This window comes from Cupriavidus sp. HMR-1 (assembly GCF_000319775.1).
Taxonomy (GTDB): Bacteria; Pseudomonadota; Gammaproteobacteria; order Burkholderiales; family Burkholderiaceae; genus Cupriavidus; species Cupriavidus metallidurans.
The window spans coordinates 1-18283 of sequence record NZ_ANKP01000267.1 but is presented as its reverse complement, the minus strand read 5'-3'; the positions used below and the strand labels follow the sequence as shown (position 1 = coordinate 18283).

Genomic DNA, 18283 nt, shown 5'->3' with positions numbered 1-18283 from the left:
TTAGAGGCGCTATCAAAATGAAGCGAAGCGGTTCTGGCTAGGCGCGCGGCCGCAGACAGTACAAGTGGTACGGCAAGGCCGCGCAACGACGCCAGAATCGTTTTGATAGCGCCTCTTAGTCCCAAACCGGAGCCAGGCCCTCAGGGCTGACTTCACGGCCGTTGCGTTCCAGCGAGGCGATCAGCGCCATGTCGTCGGCGTCGAGCTTCAGGTCGCGCGCCAGCAGGTTGCTGGCCAGGTTCTCGCGCCTGGTCGACGACGGAATCACCGCGTAGCCGAGTTGCAGCGCCCATGCCAACGCCACCTGCGCCACGGTGGCGTGGTGCTTCGCGGCAATCTGCGCCAGCACCGGGTCCTTCAGCACCTTGCCGTAGGCCAGCGTCATGTACGACGTGACGGCGATACCCTGTTCCTTCAGGAACGCGGTGAGCTTGCGGCTCTGCAGATAGGGGCTCAGTTCGATCTGGTTGGTGGCGATCTCGCCCTTGCCAACGGCCTCGATCGCCTGGCGGGTCAGTTCGATATTGAAGTTGGACACACCGATCTGGCGCGTCAGCCCGAGCGCCTTGGCTTCGGCAAGCGCGGCCATGTACTCGGACAGCGCCACGCCGTTGCCCGGCGCCGGCCAGTGAATCAGCGTCAGGTCGACGTAGTCAGTGCGCAGCTTGTCCAGGCTTTCGCGCAGGCTCGGCACCAGCTTGTCGGCGGCGTAGTTCGCCGTCCAGATCTTGGTGGTCACGAACAGTTCATCGCGCTTCACACCGCTATCCGCAATGGCCTGGCCGACATCGGCCTCGTTGCCGTAGATCTGCGCGGTGTCGATGGCGCGGTAGCCAACGTCCAGCGCATTGCGCACCGAGTCCACAACGACCTGGCCAGTCAGGCGGAAGGTACCAACGCCAAACGAAGGAATGCTCATGGTGTAACTCCTGTGAAGGTTCATGCAATCTCGATGGACGAAGTTTGCCGCCCTTATCTTTGCGGATAAAGCCGTGTATAAATGAAATTCATTTGAATTTTGATCAACAATGAAAACCACCATCGACGAACTGCTGGCCTTTGCCGCGGTAGTGGACACCGGCTCGATCACGGCGGCGGCTGAACAACTGGGGCTGACGATCTCGGCCACCAGCCGGACCTTGAGCCGTCTGGAGGAGAAGCTGAAGACCACGCTGCTGCGACGAACCACGCGGCGGCTGGAACTGACCGAGGAAGGCGCCGCCTTCCTGGAGCACGCGCGCGCGATCCTGGCGATGGTCGACGAAGCGGAAGAACAGATGGCCGCACGGCAGATGCGACCCGTCGGGCGCTTGCGGGTGGACGCGGCCACGCCGTTCATGCTGCACGTGATCGTGCCGCTGGTGGCGGGATTCCGCGCCAGCTACCCCGAGGTGGAACTGGAACTGAACTCGAACGAAGGCTTCATCGACCTGATCGAGAAACGAACCGACGTGGCGTTCCGCATCGGCCAGTTGAAGGACTCGACGCTGCATGCGCGACCGATCGGTATCAGTCAGATCCGCGTGCTGGCCAGCCCGGAGTATCTGAAACGCCACGGCACGCCCACCAAGCCGGCGCAACTCGCGCAACATGCGCTGCTGGGCTTTACCCAGCCTGAATCACTGAACGACTGGCCGCTGCGCGACGACGCCGGTGGCGTCGTGCACATCAAGCCGACGATTGCATCGTCGAGCGGCGAAACGCTCAGGAGCCTGGCGCTGGCGGGCCAGGGAATCGTCTGCCTGTCGGACTTCATGACGCTCGAGGACCGGCAGAGCGGGCGGCTGGTGCAGCTGTTTGCGAAGCAAACCCTGGACGCGCGCCAGCCGATCAACGCGGTCTACTATCGCAACACCGCGCTGGCGTCACGGATCACCTGCTTTCTCGACCATGTGGTCAAAACACTGGGCAAGCAGCCGTTCGAACGGTAGGCGAATCCGTCCCGTGTGGGCACGCTCCATACTTGATGCGGAATCAAAAGTATTTGACCAATACCGGTCTTAATCTGCAAAGATAAACCGGGCAGACTGCGATCCATCGAAAATCCATCGTGGATCGCAGCCAAATGTCCCAACTGTCCAAGCCCTTCGCCATGGGCGAGCGCACGCTCTCCAGCCGCATCGCCGTGGCGCCGCTGACGCGCCCCCACGCCGAGCCGTTTGTCGCCAACCAAGATCTGGTAGCCCACCTGGCGCACAACTGGCCGCGCAGCGTTGCACCGCGCGCCTTCCACGACGTTCTGAGGGGCCTGCCACGATGAAATCGAACACCGCACTGCTCGCCCTCGCCATCGGCGCATTCGGGATCGGCACCACCGAGTTCACGCCGATGGGCTTGCTCCCGGTCATTGCCGAAGGCGTCAACGTCAGCATTCCCACCGCGGGGATGCTGATCACCGCCTACGCCATTGGCGTGATGGTCGGCGCGCCCGTGATGACGCTGCTGTTCAGCCGATTCGGCAAGCGCACCGCGCTGATGGCGCTGATGGCAATCTTCACCATTGGCAACCTGCTGTCGGCACTGGCACCGGGATACGGCACGCTGCTCGCGTCCCGCCTGGTGACCAGCCTCAACCACGGCGCATTCTTCGGCCTGGGCTCGGTCGTGGCCGCAAGCGTGGTGCCGAAGGAGAAGCAGGCCAGCGCCGTGGCAACGATGTTCATGGGCCTGACCATCGCCAATATCGGCGGTGTGCCAGCCGCCACGTGGATCGGTCAGCAGGTTGGCTGGCGCCTGGCGTTCGCTGGCACGGCCGCGCTCGGGCTGGTTGCGATCGCCGCGCTCTGGCTCGCCTTGCCCAAGGGCGAGCGCGGTACACGGCCGAACGTGCGACGCGAGCTGACCGTGCTCACCCACCCGACCGTGCTGCTGGCCATGGCGACGACCGTGCTCGGCGCGGGCGCGATGTTCACGCTCTACACCTATGTGGCGCCGATGCTCGCCACGCTGACTGGCGCATCCGACAACTTCGTTGCGTTGGGTCTGGTACTGATCGGCGTGGGCTTCACGATCGGCAATCACCTTGGCGGCAAGCTTGCCGACCGCTCGCTGGACGGCGCGACGACGACCTTCCTGGCCGCACTCGCCGTCATCATGCTCGTACTGCCGTTCGCGCTGCAAAGCCATGTCGGCGCGGCAATCGGCCTGCTGGTCTGGGGCGCGGCAGCCTTCGCCGTGGTGCCGCCGCTGCAGATGCGCGTGATGGAAGCCGCTGCGGAAGCGCCCGGACTCGCGTCGTCGATCAACGTCGGCGCCTTCAATCTCGGCAATGCGGTGGGCGCCGCGCTCGGCGGCGGTGTCATCAGCCTCGGACTCGGCTACGCCGTCGTACCGGTAGCAGGTGGCCTGCTGGCGGCATCGGGCGTGCTGCTCGTGTGGCTCGGCCGTGCCAGCAAGCGCGCCGCGCAGCCTGTGAAGGCATAACGCGCCGCTGGCACGAGCTTGGACAGCGCCACAGGCTACAGTTGTCCGCGCTATGCGCCTGCCGTGTCCGTGGCAGGCGCGAGCCGCAGCACGCAGTCGACGCCGACCACGCCATTGGCGCGCACGAACAACGGGTTGATTTCAGCCTCGGCAACCGTGACGCCCTGCACAGCGGCCAGACGCGAGAATCGGACGATCGCGTCAGCCAGCGCATCTACGTCGCCCCGGGGCAACCCACGGAAGCCGCGAATCAGGCGCGTCGTGCGGACCTCCTCGATCATCTGCATGGCCTCTGCCGGCGTCACCGGCGCGGGGCGCAGACTGACATCCCGGTGAAGTTCGGCAGTGATACCGCCGGCGCTGAGCATGACCATCGGCCCCACCAGCGGGTCGTCGCGGAAGCCCAGCATCAACTCCAGCAAACGATCTTCCATGCGCTGGACCAGAATGCCGTCGATGCGCGCGGCGGGCGCGCCGCGGCGCGCATTGTCCATCAGGCGTTCGGCGGCGGCGGCCAGTTCCGCGTTGTCGCGCACGCCAACTTGCACACCACCGATCTCGGTCTTGTGCAGGATGTCGCGCGAGCAGATCTTGGCCACTACCGGGTACGGCACGGCGTGCTGCAGCGCCCCTTCGGTCACCAGTTCCGCCGTCGCGATCGGCACGCCCAGCGCACCAAACACCGTCGCTGCCTCAAGCTCAGAGAGATCGCCCCGCGTCGGCAAGCCAGCCGGCCACTGCACGGGCAGACAGGATTCGGACGCGTCTTCGCCGACATGCGCGCCTCGGAACAGGCACGCCAGCGCATCGGCACAGCTCTCCGGCGTGCGGAATGCCGGCACCCCCGCCGCCTGCAGCAATTGCAGGGACTCCGGTGCTTCCGGAGCCAGGAACGACAGCAGCGGTTTGCTGCCGACGCCTGCAGCCTCGACGATCGGCTTGACCGCAAGCTGAGGATGAAACTGCGCTGACGAGCCCACCACGCACAGCACGGCGTCACACCAGTCACTCAGCCGCATCTGCTCGACCAGATCCCGGTACTGGGCGCTTGTAGCCGCCAGCGTCAGGTCAATGATCGGTGTCTGGCGAATCTTCACGCCGCGCTCGGCCATATGCGCGACGAACGATGCGGGCGGTGGCACCGCTTCCACGTCGGCCAGGCCCAGCCGGTCCACCACGGTAGCCGCGCCACCGCCCGTGGTGGTCACCACAGCCACGCGCGGCGCACGGGTCAGCGCCGGCACATGGCTTGCGTAGCGCAACGCCAGCGGTGCGGCTTCGAACAGCGTTTCAAGCAATTCCACGCGCATCGCGCCATGCTTGCGCAGGAAGGCATCGACCGCTGCATCGTTGCCAGCCAGTGCCCCCGTGTGCGATTGCGCAAGCGCCTCACCCTGCTCGGAGCGACCTAGCTTGTAGACCAGCACCGGCTTGCCGGCAGCACGCGCGCGGCGGAGTGCGGGGCCCAGCACCGCCGCATCGCGAATCGTTTCGAGGAACAGCAGGATGACTTCGGTAGCCGCGTCGTCGACGAGCAGGTCCACCAGCTCACCCACGCCGATGTCGCTTTCGTTGCCGACCGAAACCAGCTTGGCAAACCCGAGCCCACGCGCCGCGCCGCGCGACAACAGCGCGCCCAGCATGGAGCCGCTTTGGGAGATCACGCTGACAGGACCGCGATGGAGCGTGTCCATCTCCAGCACGGCGTTGACGGAAAGCACGGCGCCGCTGTGCACGTCGACCACGCCGATGCTGTTCGGCCCCAGCAGCCGCACGCCCAGTTCACGTGCCCGCGCCGCCAGCGCCTGCTGGGCGGCCATGCCAGCCTCGCCCACCTCGGCGAAGCCGTCCGAGAAGACCGTCACCACACGCGCGCCACGCGCGGCGGATTGTTCAAGTGCCTCGGCCACCTGCGCGCCCGGCACCATCACAAACGCGTGGTCGATCGCGGCTGGCAGCGCCGCGACGCTGGGATACGCCTGAAGGCCCATCACCTCGCTACGCCCGGCGTTGACGGGGAACACGCGCCCCTGGAAGCCGTGCTTGCGCATGAAGCGCAGTGGTCGCGCCGTATTCTTCTTTTCGTCGGCCGAGGCGCCTACGAGCGCGACAGCATCGGGGGTGAACAGTGCCCGGGCCAGTTGTTCGCGCGTGATCCGTTCGGTGGATCGCTTCGTGTCGTGATCGACGCTAGTCATGGTGTTTCGTGGAGAAGATTGGAATTCGGGGAAAGTCAGCCCACCTGGAGCTTGTCCAGGGCCAGCGAGCGCAAGGGCCGGTCGTCCAGGCGCCAGAGCGCGTCGAGCAAACGGGCGGCGTGCACGGAGCCGAGCGCGGGGGCGCTCAGTTCCATGAACTTGTCGCCAAGCGTCGCGTCGTCAAGCGGGGCTTCCGGGTCACCAAGGCGATATGGCGCGAAGTGCGCGTGACGGCTGCCATCGGTCATCTCGATTTCCACCCGCGCCGCGCGCTGCTTCGGGAAGGCGGCAGTCAGTTCGGGATCGGCCGTCAGCCGGATCTTGCTCATCAATGCGCGGATGGATGCGTCAGCCAGCCTGGCCGGTTCAAACGCGTCAAGCCGAACCGCGCCATGCAGAATGCCGTGCGCCACCACATAGGGCAGGCTGAAGCGGGCTTCGAACGGCGTTTTCGGGTCGAAGTTGCCCGTCACATCCAGTGCCACCTGATAGGTGCGCACGTTGACCGCCGCGATACGCGCTGGCGCCAGCACGTTGTCTCGCATGATGCGCATGGCGGCATCAATCGATGCGAACGTATGGCCGCAGCAGCCATGGTTCTTCTGCGTGATGCGTGTGATGTTGAAGTCGGTGCCCAGGCCGCTGGTGACGCCGCGCCAATCCGGGCTACCGCACATCGCTGCCCCGAAGCCGGCATCGCCTTCGAGAATGTCGTGCACGCCCGTCACGCCATGCGCGGCGCCCTGCGCCGCCTGAACGCCAACCTGTGCCGCATGTCCGGCATGCAACGCCTTGGTCATCGCGTCGGACCGGAATGCCTGTTGCAGGCCAGATGCGAATGTCGTGGCCGTGGCCATGGCATCGGCGGCGGCACGTGCATTGCCGGGCGCCGTCAGAACACTGCCAGCGGCCGCGGCGCCGATGCAGCCCACGGTGCCGGTCGTGTGGAAGTAGCGATAGTGCGCCGGCTGGATGGCCGCCCCGATGCGTGTGCTGACCTCGTAGCCGGCAATCACCGCACGCAGGAAGTCGGTGCCGCTCGCGTCCCGATGCTCCGCCAGCGCAAGCGCGGCGGCAATCGTCGGACACCCCGGGTGATAAATGGCATCGCGGAAGATGTCGTCGAATTCGGCCGCGTGCGAGGCGCTGCCGTTGATCCACGCCGCCAACCCCGGAAACGCCGTGGTGGCGTGCCCGACCAGCGTGCTGAGCCCGACGCCGGTCTCCGTCTGGTGCGCCGCAACAAGCTGGCGGCCGGGCGCCATCGGCACGCCGGCCATCAGGGCGGCAAACCAGTCGATCACAGCGCGTCGCGCGTGGTGCATGACGTCGTCCGCCAGCGTCGCGCGGGCCTGGTCGCCGACGTACTCGGCAAAATCGTCGATCAGCATTCCATGTGTCTCCTGAGCAGGAATGCCTCCCATGGTACGAACGGCAGCCGCCCCAGCTTTGACGATTCGAGAAAGCTCCCGCGCCAGAACGTGTATGCGGCGCGCAAGCGGCTGGTGCATACTCCGGCTGGCACGACCATCGCGCCAGCTTTTCCAAATCGAGCACGCACACCCATGGACATCGCCTCGCTTGCCATCCTGATCGCCGCTATCGAGGAGAAGAGTCTTTCACGCGCGGCCGAGCGAGAGAATCTCGTCACCTCCGCGGCCAGCAAGCGGATTGCCGAACTGGAACGCCGCGCGGGCACGGCGCTGCTGCGTCGCCATGGACGGGGCGTGGAGCCGACACCGGCGGGCGCCATGCTGTATCAGCGTGCCAAGGCCATCGTGCGCAGCGTGCAACTGGCGCAGGACGCACTGGCCTCCTACTCGATGGACGGCATCGCCAAGATTCGCCTGGCATCGAACCGGTCGACGATCCTGCAATTCCTGCCGACCGATATCAGCGGCTTTCTCAAGCACGACCCCGATGCCCGCATCGACCTGATCGAGGCATTCAGCTTCGACATTCCGCGCATGGTGGCCAACGGCGATGCGGACATCGGCATCTATCACGCGCGCAGCCCGAGCCCGGGCGTGTACTCCCTGCCCTACCGCAAGGACCGTGTCGGACTGGTCGTGCCGCGCGGCCACCCGCTGGAGGCGAAAGGGTCGCTGCGGCTCGAGGAAGCACTGGACTACGACTTCCTTGGCTACTTTCCGCGCCATACGTTCGACGCCTTCCTCACCCTGGTGTCAGGCACGATCTCGCGCCCGCTGACCGTGAAGACACAGGTCTCGAACTTCGAGGCCCGCTGCCGCATGGTGCGCGAAGGCCTGGGCCTTGCCGTGGTGCCGGAGGGCATCGCCAGGAACTACCTGCAGATGATGGGGCTGTCACTGCTGACTCTGCGCGACGCATGGGCCGAGCGAGAGTTCTACGTCTGCGTGCGCGACAAGGAAAGCCTGCCGTCCGGCGTGGCGCGGCTGCTCGAATACCTGAGCCGCTGCGAGGCGATGGAGCAGCATTTCCTGAAGCCGCGCTGAGACCGCACTGCCGCCACGAGTCCCCATGATGCCGCGATCGCGCATGACAGCCGCAATGAAGTCTGCGTTTCCATATCGTCAAAGCTCGGGTACGTCAGCTCTCTAAGATGAAAAACAGCCACCCACCCTGCCTTGAAAGGGGGGCGCTGATTACAAGATTCATCGGAGACAGCAATGAAGAATTTCCTGCGGCACGCCGCCGTCGGGCTGATGCTCGCCTGCGCCGCGACCGGCCACGCCCAGCAGCCGTATCCCTCCAAGCCGATCCGCGTCGTCGTGGCGTTCACCGCCGGCGGCACCACAGACATCCTCGCGCGTGAAGTCGCGCAGCAGATGAGCAAGGCGCTTGGACAGAGCGTGGTGGTGGAGAACCGTCCCGGCGCGGGCGGCAACATCGGCACGGACTTCGTCGGCCGCAGCGACGCGGACGGCTACACGCTGCTGGCCACGTCGGTGGGCCCTGTGGCCATCAACCCGACGCTGTATCGCAAGCTCAAGGTCAATCCGCAAACCGACCTGCAAGCGGTGGCCCCGATCGCCGATGTGCCGAACGTGCTGGTGGTGTACCCCGGCCTGCCGGTGAAGTCCGTGCAGGATCTCGTCGCCTATGCGAAGGCGCACCCGAACGGCCTCAACTTCGGCTCCACCGGCGTGGGCACCGCCGCGCATCTGTCGGGCGTGCTGTTCAACGAGCGTACCGGCGCCAAGACCACACACGTGCCATACAAGGGCGCCGATGCGCTGAACGACCTGTTGGCCGGACGTGTGCAGTTCATGTTCGCGACGATTCCGTCGGTGATTTCCCATATCCGCGGCGGTCAACTTCGCGCCATCGCCGTCACGTCACGCAAGCGTTCGTCGGCACTGCCCGATGTGCCCACCATGGCGGAAGCCGGCGTGCCGAACCTTGTCACAGGCGCATGGTTCGGGCTGTTCGCACCCAAGGGCACGCCGCCGGAAATCGTCGCCAGGTTGAACAAGATCGTGACCGATGCGCTGGGCCAACCCGACATGCGCGGCAAGTTCGCGCAACAGGGCGCGGAGTCGATGAACATGACGGCCGATGCCTTCGGCAAGTTCGTGGCGGCCGAGTACCTGACGTGGAAGCCGGTGGTAATCAGTTCTGGCGCCCGCATCGACTGAGTCGGCCGTTCGCGCGCGGCACCCTTCCTGCAAGAAAATGGGCCGGTCTCATCGACCGGCCCTGCTGTTTCCGCAACCTTGCGGCTAGCCTGGTGTGGCTACCCCACGGCGACAATCACTTGAGATCGAAGCGGTCCAGGTTCATCACCTTGCTCCACGCCGCCACGAAGTCCTGCACGAATTTCTCCTGCGCGTCCGCGGCACCATAGACTTCGGCAACCGCCCGCAGCTCGGAATTCGAGCCGAAGACCAGATCGACGCGCGTGCCGGTCCATCTTGGCGTGCCCGTCGCCCGGTCGCTGCCCTCGAACACCTCTCTTTCCTCCGACACTGGCTTCCACTCCGTGCCCATGTCGAGCAGGTTCACGAAGAAGTCGTTGGTCAGCGTGCCAGGGCGTTTCGTGAAGACGCCGTGCTGCGAGTTGCCGAAATTGGCGCCCAGCACCCGCAGTCCACCGACAAGCGCCGTCATCTCCGGCACGGTCAGCTTCAGCAGTTGCGCCTTGTCCACCAGCAAAGCCTCGGCCCGGACCGAGAACTTGCCCTGCAGGTAGTTGCGGAAGCCATCTGCGATGGGTTCCAGCACCACCATCGCATCCAGGTCCGTTTTCTCCTGCGTGGTGTCCATGCGTCCCGGCGAGAACGGCACTGTCACATCCTGCCCGGCGCTCTTTGCCGCCTGCTCGACGCCCGCGCATCCGGCCAGCACGATCAGGTCAGCCATCGAGACCTTCTTGCCACCGCTCTGCGATTTGTTGAATTCGCTCTGGATGCTCTCCAGCTTGGCCAGCACCTTCGCCAGTTCGGCAGGCTGATTGACGTCCCAGTCCTTCTGCGGGGCCAGGCGGATGCGCGCGCCGTTGGCGCCACCACGCTTGTCCGAGCCACGGAACGTCGAAGCCGACGCCCACGCCGTCGAAACCAGTTGCGGTACCGTCAGCCCCGAGGCCTGCACCTTGGCCTTGAGCGCGGCGACATCCTTTGCGTCGATCAGCGGATGATCGACCGGCGGGATGGGGTCTTGCCACAGGAGCTCCTCCTTCGGAACTTCCGGGCCAAGGTAGCGCGCGCGCGGCCCCATGTCGCGATGGGTCAGCTTGAACCACGCCCGTGCGAATGCGTCGGCCAGTTCATCGGGATGATCGTAGTACCGGCGCGAAATCTTGCCGTAGATCGGATCGAAGCGCAGCGACAGATCGGTCGTCAGCATTGAGGGCGAACGGCGCTTCGACGGGTCGGCAGGGTCGGGCACGGTGCCGGCGCCGGCATCGCCCTTGGGCTTCCATTGATGCGCGCCCGCGGGGCTCTTCGTCAGTTCCCATTCGTACTCGAACAGGTGCTTGAAGAAGTCGTTGCTCCACTTCGTCGGCGTAGTGGTCCAGATGACCTCCAGGCCGCTGCCGATGGCATCACCGCCCTTGCCGGTGCCAAAGCTGCTGCGCCAGCCAAGGCCCTGTTCCTCGAGGCCCGCGGCTTCGGGCTCTGGCCCCACGTGCGACGCCGGGCCGGCGCCATGGGTCTTGCCGAAGGCATGACCGCCCGCGATCAGTGCGACGGTTTCCTCGTCGTTCATGGCCATGCGGCGGAACGTCTCGCGGATGTCGATGGCTGCGGCAACCGGGTCCGGGTTGCCATTGGGGCCTTCCGGATTTACATAGATCAGGCCCATCTGCACCGCGGCCAGCGGATTCTCGAGGTTCCGCTTACCGCTGTAACGCTTGTCCGCCAGCCACTCGGCTTCATTGCCCCAGTAGACGGACTCGTCCGGCTCATAGACATCCTCGCGTCCGCCGCCGAATCCGAAGGTCTTGAACCCCATCGACTCCAGGGCCACATTGCCGGTCAGAACGATCAGGTCGGCCCACGAGATCTTGCGGCCGTACTTCTGCTTGATCGGCCAGATAAGCCTGCGTGCCTTGTCCAGACTGACGTTGTCCGGCCAGCTGTTGGTGGGCGCGAAACGCTGCTGGCCAGCGCCGGCACCGCCACGCCCATCGCCGATGCGGTAGGTACCTGCCGCGTGCCAGGCCATCCGGACGAACAACGGGCCGTAGTGCCCGAAATCCGCCGGCCACCAGGACTGCGAATCGGTCATCAGCGCTTCCAGATCCTTCTTGACCGCCGCGAGGTCGAGACTGTCGAACGCCTTCGCATAATCGAAAGCCTCTCCCATCGGATCGGACAACGGAGCGTTCTGGCGCAGGATATGCAGATTCAGCCGCTCGGGCCACCATTCCTGGAGCGCCCGGCCGGCGCCGGCGGGATGTAGAAATGGGCACTTTGCTTCAGTTGTCATGCGAGTCTCCTTTGATCGACCGTACTCAACGTAACACCATGCCTCAGCCACTCGCCCGCATCCGGAGCCCCCTGAAGGACCGCCACGGATACCGGGCTGTATCGGACATCACAGCTGCCCTACCATCCTAGAACGCGATGCCAGCGTACCGAAGAAATTAAAACAATCCAGGCGTACCGGCGGCGGGCGGATGTCCCTGCCTGGCAGCAGGACTTCTATAGTGGGGAGTACCAGAACAACAGTCGCGATAGGCGCGTCGGAGGATGCAATCATGGCCATGGCTAGCACGCTGGCTAGGTGCCTTCACAACCGGCAGAGCCGGTTCGACACCGTGGATCGCCCCTGTAGCACCGGGGATCGGCTGGCCAAGACGGTCCTGCTGGAAGATCAGCGCGGCTACGTCGCGGCAGTGATTCCCTCGACGCACCACCTGAAACTGTCGGAGATCCGCGCGCAGACCGGCCGCCAACTATCGCTTGCCCGCGATTGCGGCGTGCGCGAGGTGTTCAGGGACTGCAGCCGTGGCGCGATTCCGCCTGTCGCCATGGCCTATGGCACGCAGACCTGGCTGGACGACAGCCTGCTCTCGCATCCGGATGTCTACTTCGAAGCGGGCGACCACCGGGCATTGGTGCACATGAGTACCGACCAGTTCGTCGACCTCATGGCTGACGCGCAACGCGGGCACTTCTCGCACCGGGATATGTAGGGCAGGCCCGAAGCGCGGACGAATTGCCTGCAATCCCCCGGTGCCATCGGCATAAATTGCCGGTACCACCGGGTGGCGACCCTTTGCCCGCCTGCCTGCGAAACCCCACGCGCCTGAGGACCGGGCGTCGTAAGCCCCCTGACGCTGGTGTGCCTGCTGGCGCATTCCCAGCCTTCACGATGCGACCTTCACGCATCCGTATCTCTCCCCAAATCGTCTGACCGCGAGCTATACGGAACGCATCAGTCACTTTTTGCTGCGTCCGTGTCTACCTGACACAACATGTAAGTAAATTTACAATTTAAATACGAATCGTTATCATTCGTACTTCTATTTGTATTTGATCTGGCAGTGAGCCGCCCCCTCCGATATGCGTTTGAAATGCCTCGCCGTCGTCGCCGGCACCCTGCTCTCGTCCACGCCCCACCTCCGGGCGCAAACGGTTGGCACAGCGGACCCACTGCCTACAGTCGTCGTGACAGGCACCCGTTCCGAGAAAACACTCGATGAAACGCCGATTCGCACGGAGGTCGTCGACCGTCAGGAGATCGAACGCACGCACGCCCGCACGCTGAAGGACGCGCTGGAGAACGTGCCCGGCATGCAGCTGCGCGAGATCCACGGCAAGTCCGGCTATGAGGTGACCCTGCAAGGGATGACCAGCGACCAGGTGCTGATCCTGATCGACGGTCTGCCGATCACGGCCAGCACCGGGTCGACCGTTGACGTTTCCCAGTACCTGCTGGCCGAAGTCGACCACGTCGAGGTGGTCAAGGGCGCCAGTTCCGCGCAGTACGGCAGCTCGGCTATGGGCGGGGTGATCAACGTCATCACGCGGCCCATCTCGCGCGGATTCTCGGCTGCCGCAACGGCCGATGCAGGCACCTATGGCAGCCAGAACGCCGACGGCTCGCCCGGTTCCCTGCATGGCAACATCCGGCTCGAAGGCGGCAACGAACAGTTCCGCGCACGCGTCACCGCCGACGCGCTCGACAACAAGGGCTATGCCGTGGAACCCGACGGCTGGACACGGCACGGCGACAAGATTCGCCGCGAGCAGTATGCCGGCCGCCTCGAATGGCTGCCCAGCACCGCCGGCAGCTTCTGGTTCGATGCCAGCGCCTATCGCGAGACCGACGAACAACGCTACCAGTACTACGCGCCGCCCAACTACGTCCCGCAGCGCAAGACCGAGGACATCGATCGCAACCGCTACACATATGGCGGCCAATGGCGCTTCGACAATGGCGTGCGCGCCCGCCTGGCCGGGGTGCACGAGACCTACGACAGCACCTCGCGCGAGTATTCGAACGGCTTCCAGACCGCGACGCGCAATGCCGCGCAGCAGACCGACCATGTCTCCGCGCAGTTCGACACGCCAGCCTGGTATCGACAGCTCTGGCAGTTCGGCGGCGACTTCCACCGCGAAACGCTCGACCAGAACGTCAACGGCACGTCCGAACTGGCCGGCAAGGGCAGCGCCGAACGGCAGGCCGGCGAGCTCTACCTGCAGAACGACATCCTTTTCAACGAGACGTGGGAAATGGTTGTCGGCCTGCGCGGCCAGCATGACTCGGACTTCGGCGCGCACTTCGCGCCCAAGGTGGGCGTGCGCGCGAACCTTCTGTCCAACGACACCTGGAAGGGCGTGCTGCGCGCCAACTATGGCCAGGGCTACCGCGTGCCGAACCTGAAGGAGCGGCACTACCTGTTCGATCACAGCTCGCTTGGCTACATCGTCCTGGGCAACCCGAACCTCAAGCCGGAATCGTCGAACAGCTTCCAGCTCGGTGGACAACTCACGTGGCGAGACCGCGTCACGCTCGATGCCAACCTGTTCTACAACCACGTGACGGACCTGATCCAGACCGACATGACCAACTTCACGATGGTCAACGGCATCGCGGTCTACACCTACCGCAACGTGGCGCGCGCCCGCACCCAGGGCGCTGAGACGGCGCTGCGCTGGCGCGCGACCAACCAGTTGAACCTGACAGCCGCCTACACCTACACGTCGACCGAGGATCTGAACACAGGCAGCGAACTGACCCGCCGGCCGCGCCATATGGGCCGCGTCGGCGCGGACTGGCGCGTGCTGCCCGCCACCGAGCTATCCGCGCGGGCGCGCTTCCAGAGCAGCGAGCTGACCGACTCGGCCACCGGCGCGCGCTCGCCCGGCTGGGGCACGCTGGATCTGGTGCTGAACCAGAAGCTCGGCCGCAACGTGACCGCTTTCGTCGGCGTGAACAACCTGTTCAACCGCCAACGCGATTTCGCAAATGCCAGTGACTTCGGGCCCGTGGCGGGCCGCTTCATCTATCTGGGCGCACGCTTCAACGTGGACGTCGCCCGCTAATCAGAAACAAACCAGAGACAAACGGGGAAATCAACAATGAAAGCCAGACTCGCATCGCATCACACCACGCTGCGCCTGCTCGGCGCTGCCGCGCTGACGATGGCCCTGGCCGCCTGCGGCGGCGGTGGCGATGACAGCAGCACATCCACCGGCGGCTCCACGGGTGGATCGACAGGCGGCACTACCGGCGGCACCGGAGGCACGACCACGCCGCCGGCCACCACGTCAGCCTTCACCCAAACCGCGGAATGGACGTTCAAGCTGCCGGCCGCCAACGCATCGGTCTGCTACGACTTCAACGCCAAGGCACAAGTCGACTGCACGGGCACTGCGTGGGACCTGAAGGTCAAGAGCAGCACGAACGGCATGAGCGCCTCGCTCTGGACCAACAGCGGCACCAGCGGCACCGGCAACGGTGGCGCGTTCGGCGGCCCGTTCGACCATACCTGGACCGCGTTGTCCGCATGGAAGAACGCCACCACCGACCCTGTAAGCGGCGCGCTGCCTGCCACCGTCTTCCTGAAGGACTCCGCCAGCGGCGTGTTCTCCGGCACCAATGACATCGCCTCCGCGGTGTTCGAGTACGGCGTGACCGGCGCGGCAACCGACCACTCGCTCTACCCCACCTTCCGCACATTCCTGATCACGACCAACAGCGCGTCGGCCGATACCACTGGCACGGTAGCGTCGCCGGTGTTCGCGCTGCAGGTCACGGGCTACTACGGCGGCGCCGGTGGCACGACCTCGGGCTATCCGTCGATCCGCTACATCGACCGCAGCGCCCCTGGCAACGTGCGGACGGCCACGATCAATGCCTCGGGCAATGACTGGGTCTACTACGACCTCGCGGCGAACGCGGTCAGCACCGCCAGCGGCACATGGCATATCGCCTTCAACCGCTACAGCATCAAGCTCAATGGCGGAGAGTCGGGCACCGGCACCGTGGCGGGCTTCCTGGCCAAGACGCCGGCCGGTTTCTATGACACGTCGAACAAGCCGGTGGCGTCGATGTTCACGAACACCGGCAACGCCGCCAGCACCCTGGCCGATCTGACGGCTGCCGACCTCGCGCTGCCGGCTTCGGCCACCGCGTGGAAGAAGGACGCCACCGCATCGGTGCTGAACCCCGCCTATACCGGCAGCTAGCCGAATCCGATGAGCTTCGGCTGGTACACGTACTACCCCACCGCTGCTGCTGCCGCCGCCAACGGCCTGCCTGCCGTCGCCCATCTGATCAGCGCCAACAGCGATGCCGGCGGCCTGATCCGTGGTGGCGAGGGCACCACGTACGCGCGCTTCCACCTGACGAAGATCGCCTACGCGGACCCGAACGTGAACAGCAGCACCCAGACCTGGACGATCAATTTCGACGTCCAGCCCTGATCAGCCCTTCCGAAGACACGAACATGGAACAGCAAAACATCGACAGCCTGCGCCAACGCCACGGCGCCCTGGTCGAAGAACATCCAAAGCTGCGGATCCGCGAACGCGCGCAGCGCCTCGGTGTGACCGAAGCAGAACTGGTGGCGGCAGGCTGTGGCGTCGCATCACGTCAACTGGGCGGAACCGCGCAGGCGCTGTTCCGCGATCTCGGCACGCTGGGGTCGGTCATGGCGCTCTCGCGCAACGACCATGCCGTGCACGAGCGTCACGGCCAATATCAGAGCATCGAGGCGAATGGCCCGGTCGGCATCGTGCTGGGGCCGGACATCGACCTGCGCATGTTCTTCGGTGGCTGGAAGCACTTCTACGCCGTAACCGAAAACGGCCGCGACAGCATCCAGTTCTTCGACAAGGCGGGCGAGGCGGTACACAAGATCTACCGCACCGACCAGACCGATGCCACCGCGTGGTCGGCCTACATCGACCGCCACGCCGCGCAGGAGACCGCGCCGGTGCGGGTCGAGGGCTTTGACCGGATCGACGAAGCGGACGCTCCCGCCGACGGCGAGGCCCTGCGCGCGCACTGGTGCGCGCTCAAGGACACGCACGACTTCTTTGCGATGCTTCGCCAGTTCAAGGTATCGCGGCTGGGCGCGCTGCGCGCGGTCGGCCCGGATCTGGCGCAACGGGTGGACAAGCACGCCGTGGAGACCATTCTGGAACATTCCGCCGCCACGGGCCTGTCGATCATGTGCTTCGTCGCCAATCGCGGCATCGTGCAGATCCACACCGGCGCCGTGAAGAAGCTGCTGCGGACGGGGCCATGGTTCAACGTGCTCGATGACACCTTCAACCTGCACCTGAACACCGAGGCAGTGGCGTCGAGCTGGGTGGTCAACAAACCCACGGTGGACGGCTGGGTGACGTCGCTCGAACTGTACGGTGAGGATGGCGGGATGATTGTCCAGTTCTTCGGCGAGCGCAAACCCGGGCAGCCTGAACTGCCGGAATGGCGCCATCTGCTCGAGTCGCTGTGCCCGCAGGCACTCGCGGCCTGATTGTCCAGGAGGCTTGGCATGAAAATCCTGCAGTCCGCACTCATTACTGCGCTGATGCCGCTGCTTTGCGCGGCCGGCATTGCCCACGCCGCGCCGCCAGCCCGCGTGATCGGGCTCGGCGGCCCGGCCACCGAGATCGTCTACGCGCTCGATGCCGGCAAGAGCATGGTCGGCGTCGATTCCTCAAGCATCTATCCACCCGCCGCGCTGAAGCTGCCGAAGGTTGGCTACTATCGCGCGTTCTCTGTGGAAGGCGTGGTCAGCCTGAAGCCGGATCTGGTGCTGGCGCTGGACCATGCCGGCCCACCGCAGGCGCTGGAGCAATTGCGCAAGCTGGGCAGCAAGGTAGTGGTCGTGCCGTCCGAGCCGACGCTGGCCGCGCTGGACCAGCGCATCCTCGGCGTGGCGGCGGCGCTCGATGTACCCAAGCAAGGTCAGGCGCTGGTCGACAAACTGCACACCGAACTCCGTGACATCAAGCCGTCTGCGGAAGGGCTGCGGGTGCTGATGGTCAGCAGCCACACTGGCCGGATGCAGGCCGTGGGTGAGAACACCGCCGGCGACGCCATGCTGAAGCTCCTGGGCGCGACCAACGTGCTGGCCGGCCAGCGTGGCTTCAAGCCGTTCTCGGCGGAGGCGGCGGCGGCGCTCAGGCCGGACGTTATCGTCACGACATCGATGTCGATCGACGCTGTCGGCAGCGTCGACGCGTTCCTGGCGCAGCCGGGCCTGAGTGCCACGCCAGCGGCCCGCGACAAGCGCATCGTCGTGATGGACGATCTGCTGATGCTCAGTATCGGTCCGCGCCTTCCCGAGGCGCTGCGCCTGCTGCGCAACGGTCTTGCCAGTCGGCAGGTGGCGGCACGATGATGCGTGGCCAATGTGGCCGAAGGCCGGGCATGTTGGCCGCCCTGTGCGTCATGCTCGTGATCACCGCGCTCTGGGCAGCCGCCAGCGGGGCATTGTCGATTCCGCACGGCAAGCTCGTGCCCTTGCTCTGGTCACCTGCCGCCGAAGGAGACGATGCCATCTGGCGCAATGTGCTGATCGAGGTGCGGCTGCCGCGCATCGTGCTGGCCATCACCGCCGGCGCGGCGCTGGCGCTGTCCGGCGCGGTGATGCAGGCGCTCTTCCGCAATCCGCTGGCCGAGCCAGGACTGATCGGGATCTCGCTGGGCGGTGCCGCGGGTGCCGTGGCCGCGATCTCGAGTTTCAGCAACGCGTTGACGCAACGCGACTG

The 18283-nt window shown here is 65.5% G+C and carries 16 protein-coding genes; 12 read left to right on the top strand and 4 right to left on the bottom strand.

Annotation, left to right across the window (positions count from 1 at the left end; genetic code table 11):
• Positions 1-115: 115 nt before the first annotated feature.
• Positions 116-919, bottom strand: coding sequence for a 2,5-didehydrogluconate reductase DkgB (gene dkgB / locus D769_RS29130; protein WP_008652133.1), 804 nt, complete (start codon positions 917-919; stop codon positions 116-118).
• 109 nt (positions 920-1028) lie between these two features.
• Between dkgB and D769_RS29125 the strand changes: the two genes are divergently transcribed.
• The 3 genes from D769_RS29125 to D769_RS29115 all read left to right on the top strand — a co-directional run bounded on the left by D769_RS29125 (position 1029) and on the right by D769_RS29115 (position 3423).
• Entirely contained in the window at positions 1029-1931 is a 903-nt protein-coding gene (locus D769_RS29125) for a LysR family transcriptional regulator (protein WP_008652132.1), read from the top strand.
• Positions 1932-2065: 134 nt separating this feature from the next.
• Entirely contained in the window at positions 2066-2260 is a 195-nt protein-coding gene (locus D769_RS29120) for a hypothetical protein (RefSeq protein ID WP_008652131.1), read from the top strand.
• Complete coding sequence (locus D769_RS29115) at positions 2257-3423, top strand: MFS transporter (protein ID WP_008652129.1); 1167 nt, start codon at positions 2257-2259, stop codon at positions 3421-3423. The genes D769_RS29120 and D769_RS29115 overlap by 4 nt, the downstream gene beginning before the upstream one ends.
• 50 nt (positions 3424-3473) lie before the next feature.
• On the opposite strand, the gene D769_RS29110 is transcribed toward D769_RS29115, so the two are convergent.
• Positions 3474-5621, bottom strand: a complete 2148-nt coding sequence (locus tag D769_RS29110) for an acetate--CoA ligase family protein (protein WP_008652128.1) — start codon at positions 5619-5621, stop codon at positions 3474-3476.
• A 35-nt stretch (positions 5622-5656) separates the two neighbouring features.
• Positions 5657-7012: an MmgE/PrpD family protein gene (locus D769_RS29105; protein WP_008652127.1), complete on the bottom strand. Its 1356-nt coding sequence runs from the start codon at positions 7010-7012 to the stop codon at positions 5657-5659.
• Between the two features lie 174 nt (positions 7013-7186).
• On the opposite strand from D769_RS29105, the gene D769_RS29100 reads away from it, so the two are divergent.
• On the top strand, positions 7187-8098 hold the full coding sequence (locus D769_RS29100) for a LysR family transcriptional regulator (protein ID WP_008652125.1): 912 nt from the start codon (positions 7187-7189) through the stop codon (positions 8096-8098).
• A 174-nt stretch (positions 8099-8272) separates the two neighbouring features.
• Complete coding sequence (locus tag D769_RS29095; RefSeq protein WP_008652124.1) at positions 8273-9241, top strand: tripartite tricarboxylate transporter substrate binding protein; 969 nt, start codon at positions 8273-8275, stop codon at positions 9239-9241.
• A gap of 115 nt (positions 9242-9356) precedes the next feature.
• Here the strand turns inward: D769_RS29095 and katG are convergent, their stop codons facing one another.
• Complete coding sequence (katG, locus tag D769_RS29090; protein WP_008652123.1) at positions 9357-11537, bottom strand: catalase/peroxidase HPI; 2181 nt, start codon at positions 11535-11537, stop codon at positions 9357-9359.
• A 271-nt stretch (positions 11538-11808) separates the two neighbouring features.
• Between katG and D769_RS29085 the strand changes: the two genes are divergently transcribed.
• From D769_RS29085 to D769_RS29060, 7 genes are all read left to right on the top strand, one after another.
• Positions 11809-12246, top strand: a complete 438-nt coding sequence (locus D769_RS29085; RefSeq protein ID WP_008652122.1) for a YbaK/EbsC family protein — start codon at positions 11809-11811, stop codon at positions 12244-12246.
• A gap of 475 nt (positions 12247-12721) precedes the next feature.
• Positions 12722-14602: a TonB-dependent receptor gene (locus D769_RS29080; RefSeq protein WP_241227919.1), complete on the top strand. Its 1881-nt coding sequence runs from the start codon at positions 12722-12724 to the stop codon at positions 14600-14602.
• Between the two features lie 36 nt (positions 14603-14638).
• The gene (locus D769_RS29075; protein ID WP_008652120.1) at positions 14639-15748 is read left to right on the top strand and encodes an HmuY family protein; all 1110 of its coding nucleotides are present in this window, start codon (positions 14639-14641) and stop codon (positions 15746-15748) included.
• Positions 15749-15757: 9 nt separating this feature from the next.
• Positions 15758-15985: a hypothetical protein gene (locus tag D769_RS32860; RefSeq protein WP_008652119.1), complete on the top strand. Its 228-nt coding sequence runs from the start codon at positions 15758-15760 to the stop codon at positions 15983-15985.
• 23 nt (positions 15986-16008) lie between these two features.
• Positions 16009-17043 (top strand): hemin-degrading factor, encoded by a 1035-nt coding sequence (locus D769_RS29070; RefSeq protein ID WP_008652118.1) that lies wholly within the window; start codon positions 16009-16011, stop codon positions 17041-17043.
• 18 nt (positions 17044-17061) lie between these two features.
• Complete coding sequence (locus D769_RS29065) at positions 17062-17913, top strand: hemin ABC transporter substrate-binding protein (RefSeq protein WP_008652117.1); 852 nt, start codon at positions 17062-17064, stop codon at positions 17911-17913.
• Positions 17914-17942: 29 nt separating this feature from the next.
• Positions 17943-18283: iron chelate uptake ABC transporter family permease subunit (locus D769_RS29060; RefSeq protein ID WP_008652116.1), on the top strand; the 341-nt coding region annotated here is incomplete at its 3' end.

Coding starts and splice junctions, on each gene's coding strand:
- D769_RS29070 (WP_008652118.1), top strand. CDS start 16,009: ATGGAACAGCAAAACATCGACAGCCTGCGCCAACGCCACGGCGCCCTG.
- D769_RS29075 (WP_008652120.1), top strand. CDS start 14,639: ATGAAAGCCAGACTCGCATCGCATCACACCACGCTGCGCCTGCTCGGC.
- D769_RS29125 (WP_008652132.1), top strand. CDS start 1,029: ATGAAAACCACCATCGACGAACTGCTGGCCTTTGCCGCGGTAGTGGAC.
- D769_RS29105 (WP_008652127.1), bottom strand. CDS start 7,012: ATGCTGATCGACGATTTTGCCGAGTACGTCGGCGACCAGGCCCGCGCG.
- D769_RS29065 (WP_008652117.1), top strand. CDS start 17,062: ATGAAAATCCTGCAGTCCGCACTCATTACTGCGCTGATGCCGCTGCTT.
- D769_RS29115 (WP_008652129.1), top strand. CDS start 2,257: ATGAAATCGAACACCGCACTGCTCGCCCTCGCCATCGGCGCATTCGGG.
- D769_RS29120 (WP_008652131.1), top strand. CDS start 2,066: ATGTCCCAACTGTCCAAGCCCTTCGCCATGGGCGAGCGCACGCTCTCC.
- D769_RS29095 (WP_008652124.1), top strand. CDS start 8,273: ATGAAGAATTTCCTGCGGCACGCCGCCGTCGGGCTGATGCTCGCCTGC.
- D769_RS32860 (WP_008652119.1), top strand. CDS start 15,758: ATGAGCTTCGGCTGGTACACGTACTACCCCACCGCTGCTGCTGCCGCC.
- D769_RS29085 (WP_008652122.1), top strand. CDS start 11,809: ATGGCCATGGCTAGCACGCTGGCTAGGTGCCTTCACAACCGGCAGAGC.
- katG (WP_008652123.1), bottom strand. CDS start 11,537: ATGACAACTGAAGCAAAGTGCCCATTTCTACATCCCGCCGGCGCCGGC.
- dkgB (WP_008652133.1), bottom strand. CDS start 919: ATGAGCATTCCTTCGTTTGGCGTTGGTACCTTCCGCCTGACTGGCCAG.
- D769_RS29110 (WP_008652128.1), bottom strand. CDS start 5,621: ATGACTAGCGTCGATCACGACACGAAGCGATCCACCGAACGGATCACG.
- D769_RS29100 (WP_008652125.1), top strand. CDS start 7,187: ATGGACATCGCCTCGCTTGCCATCCTGATCGCCGCTATCGAGGAGAAG.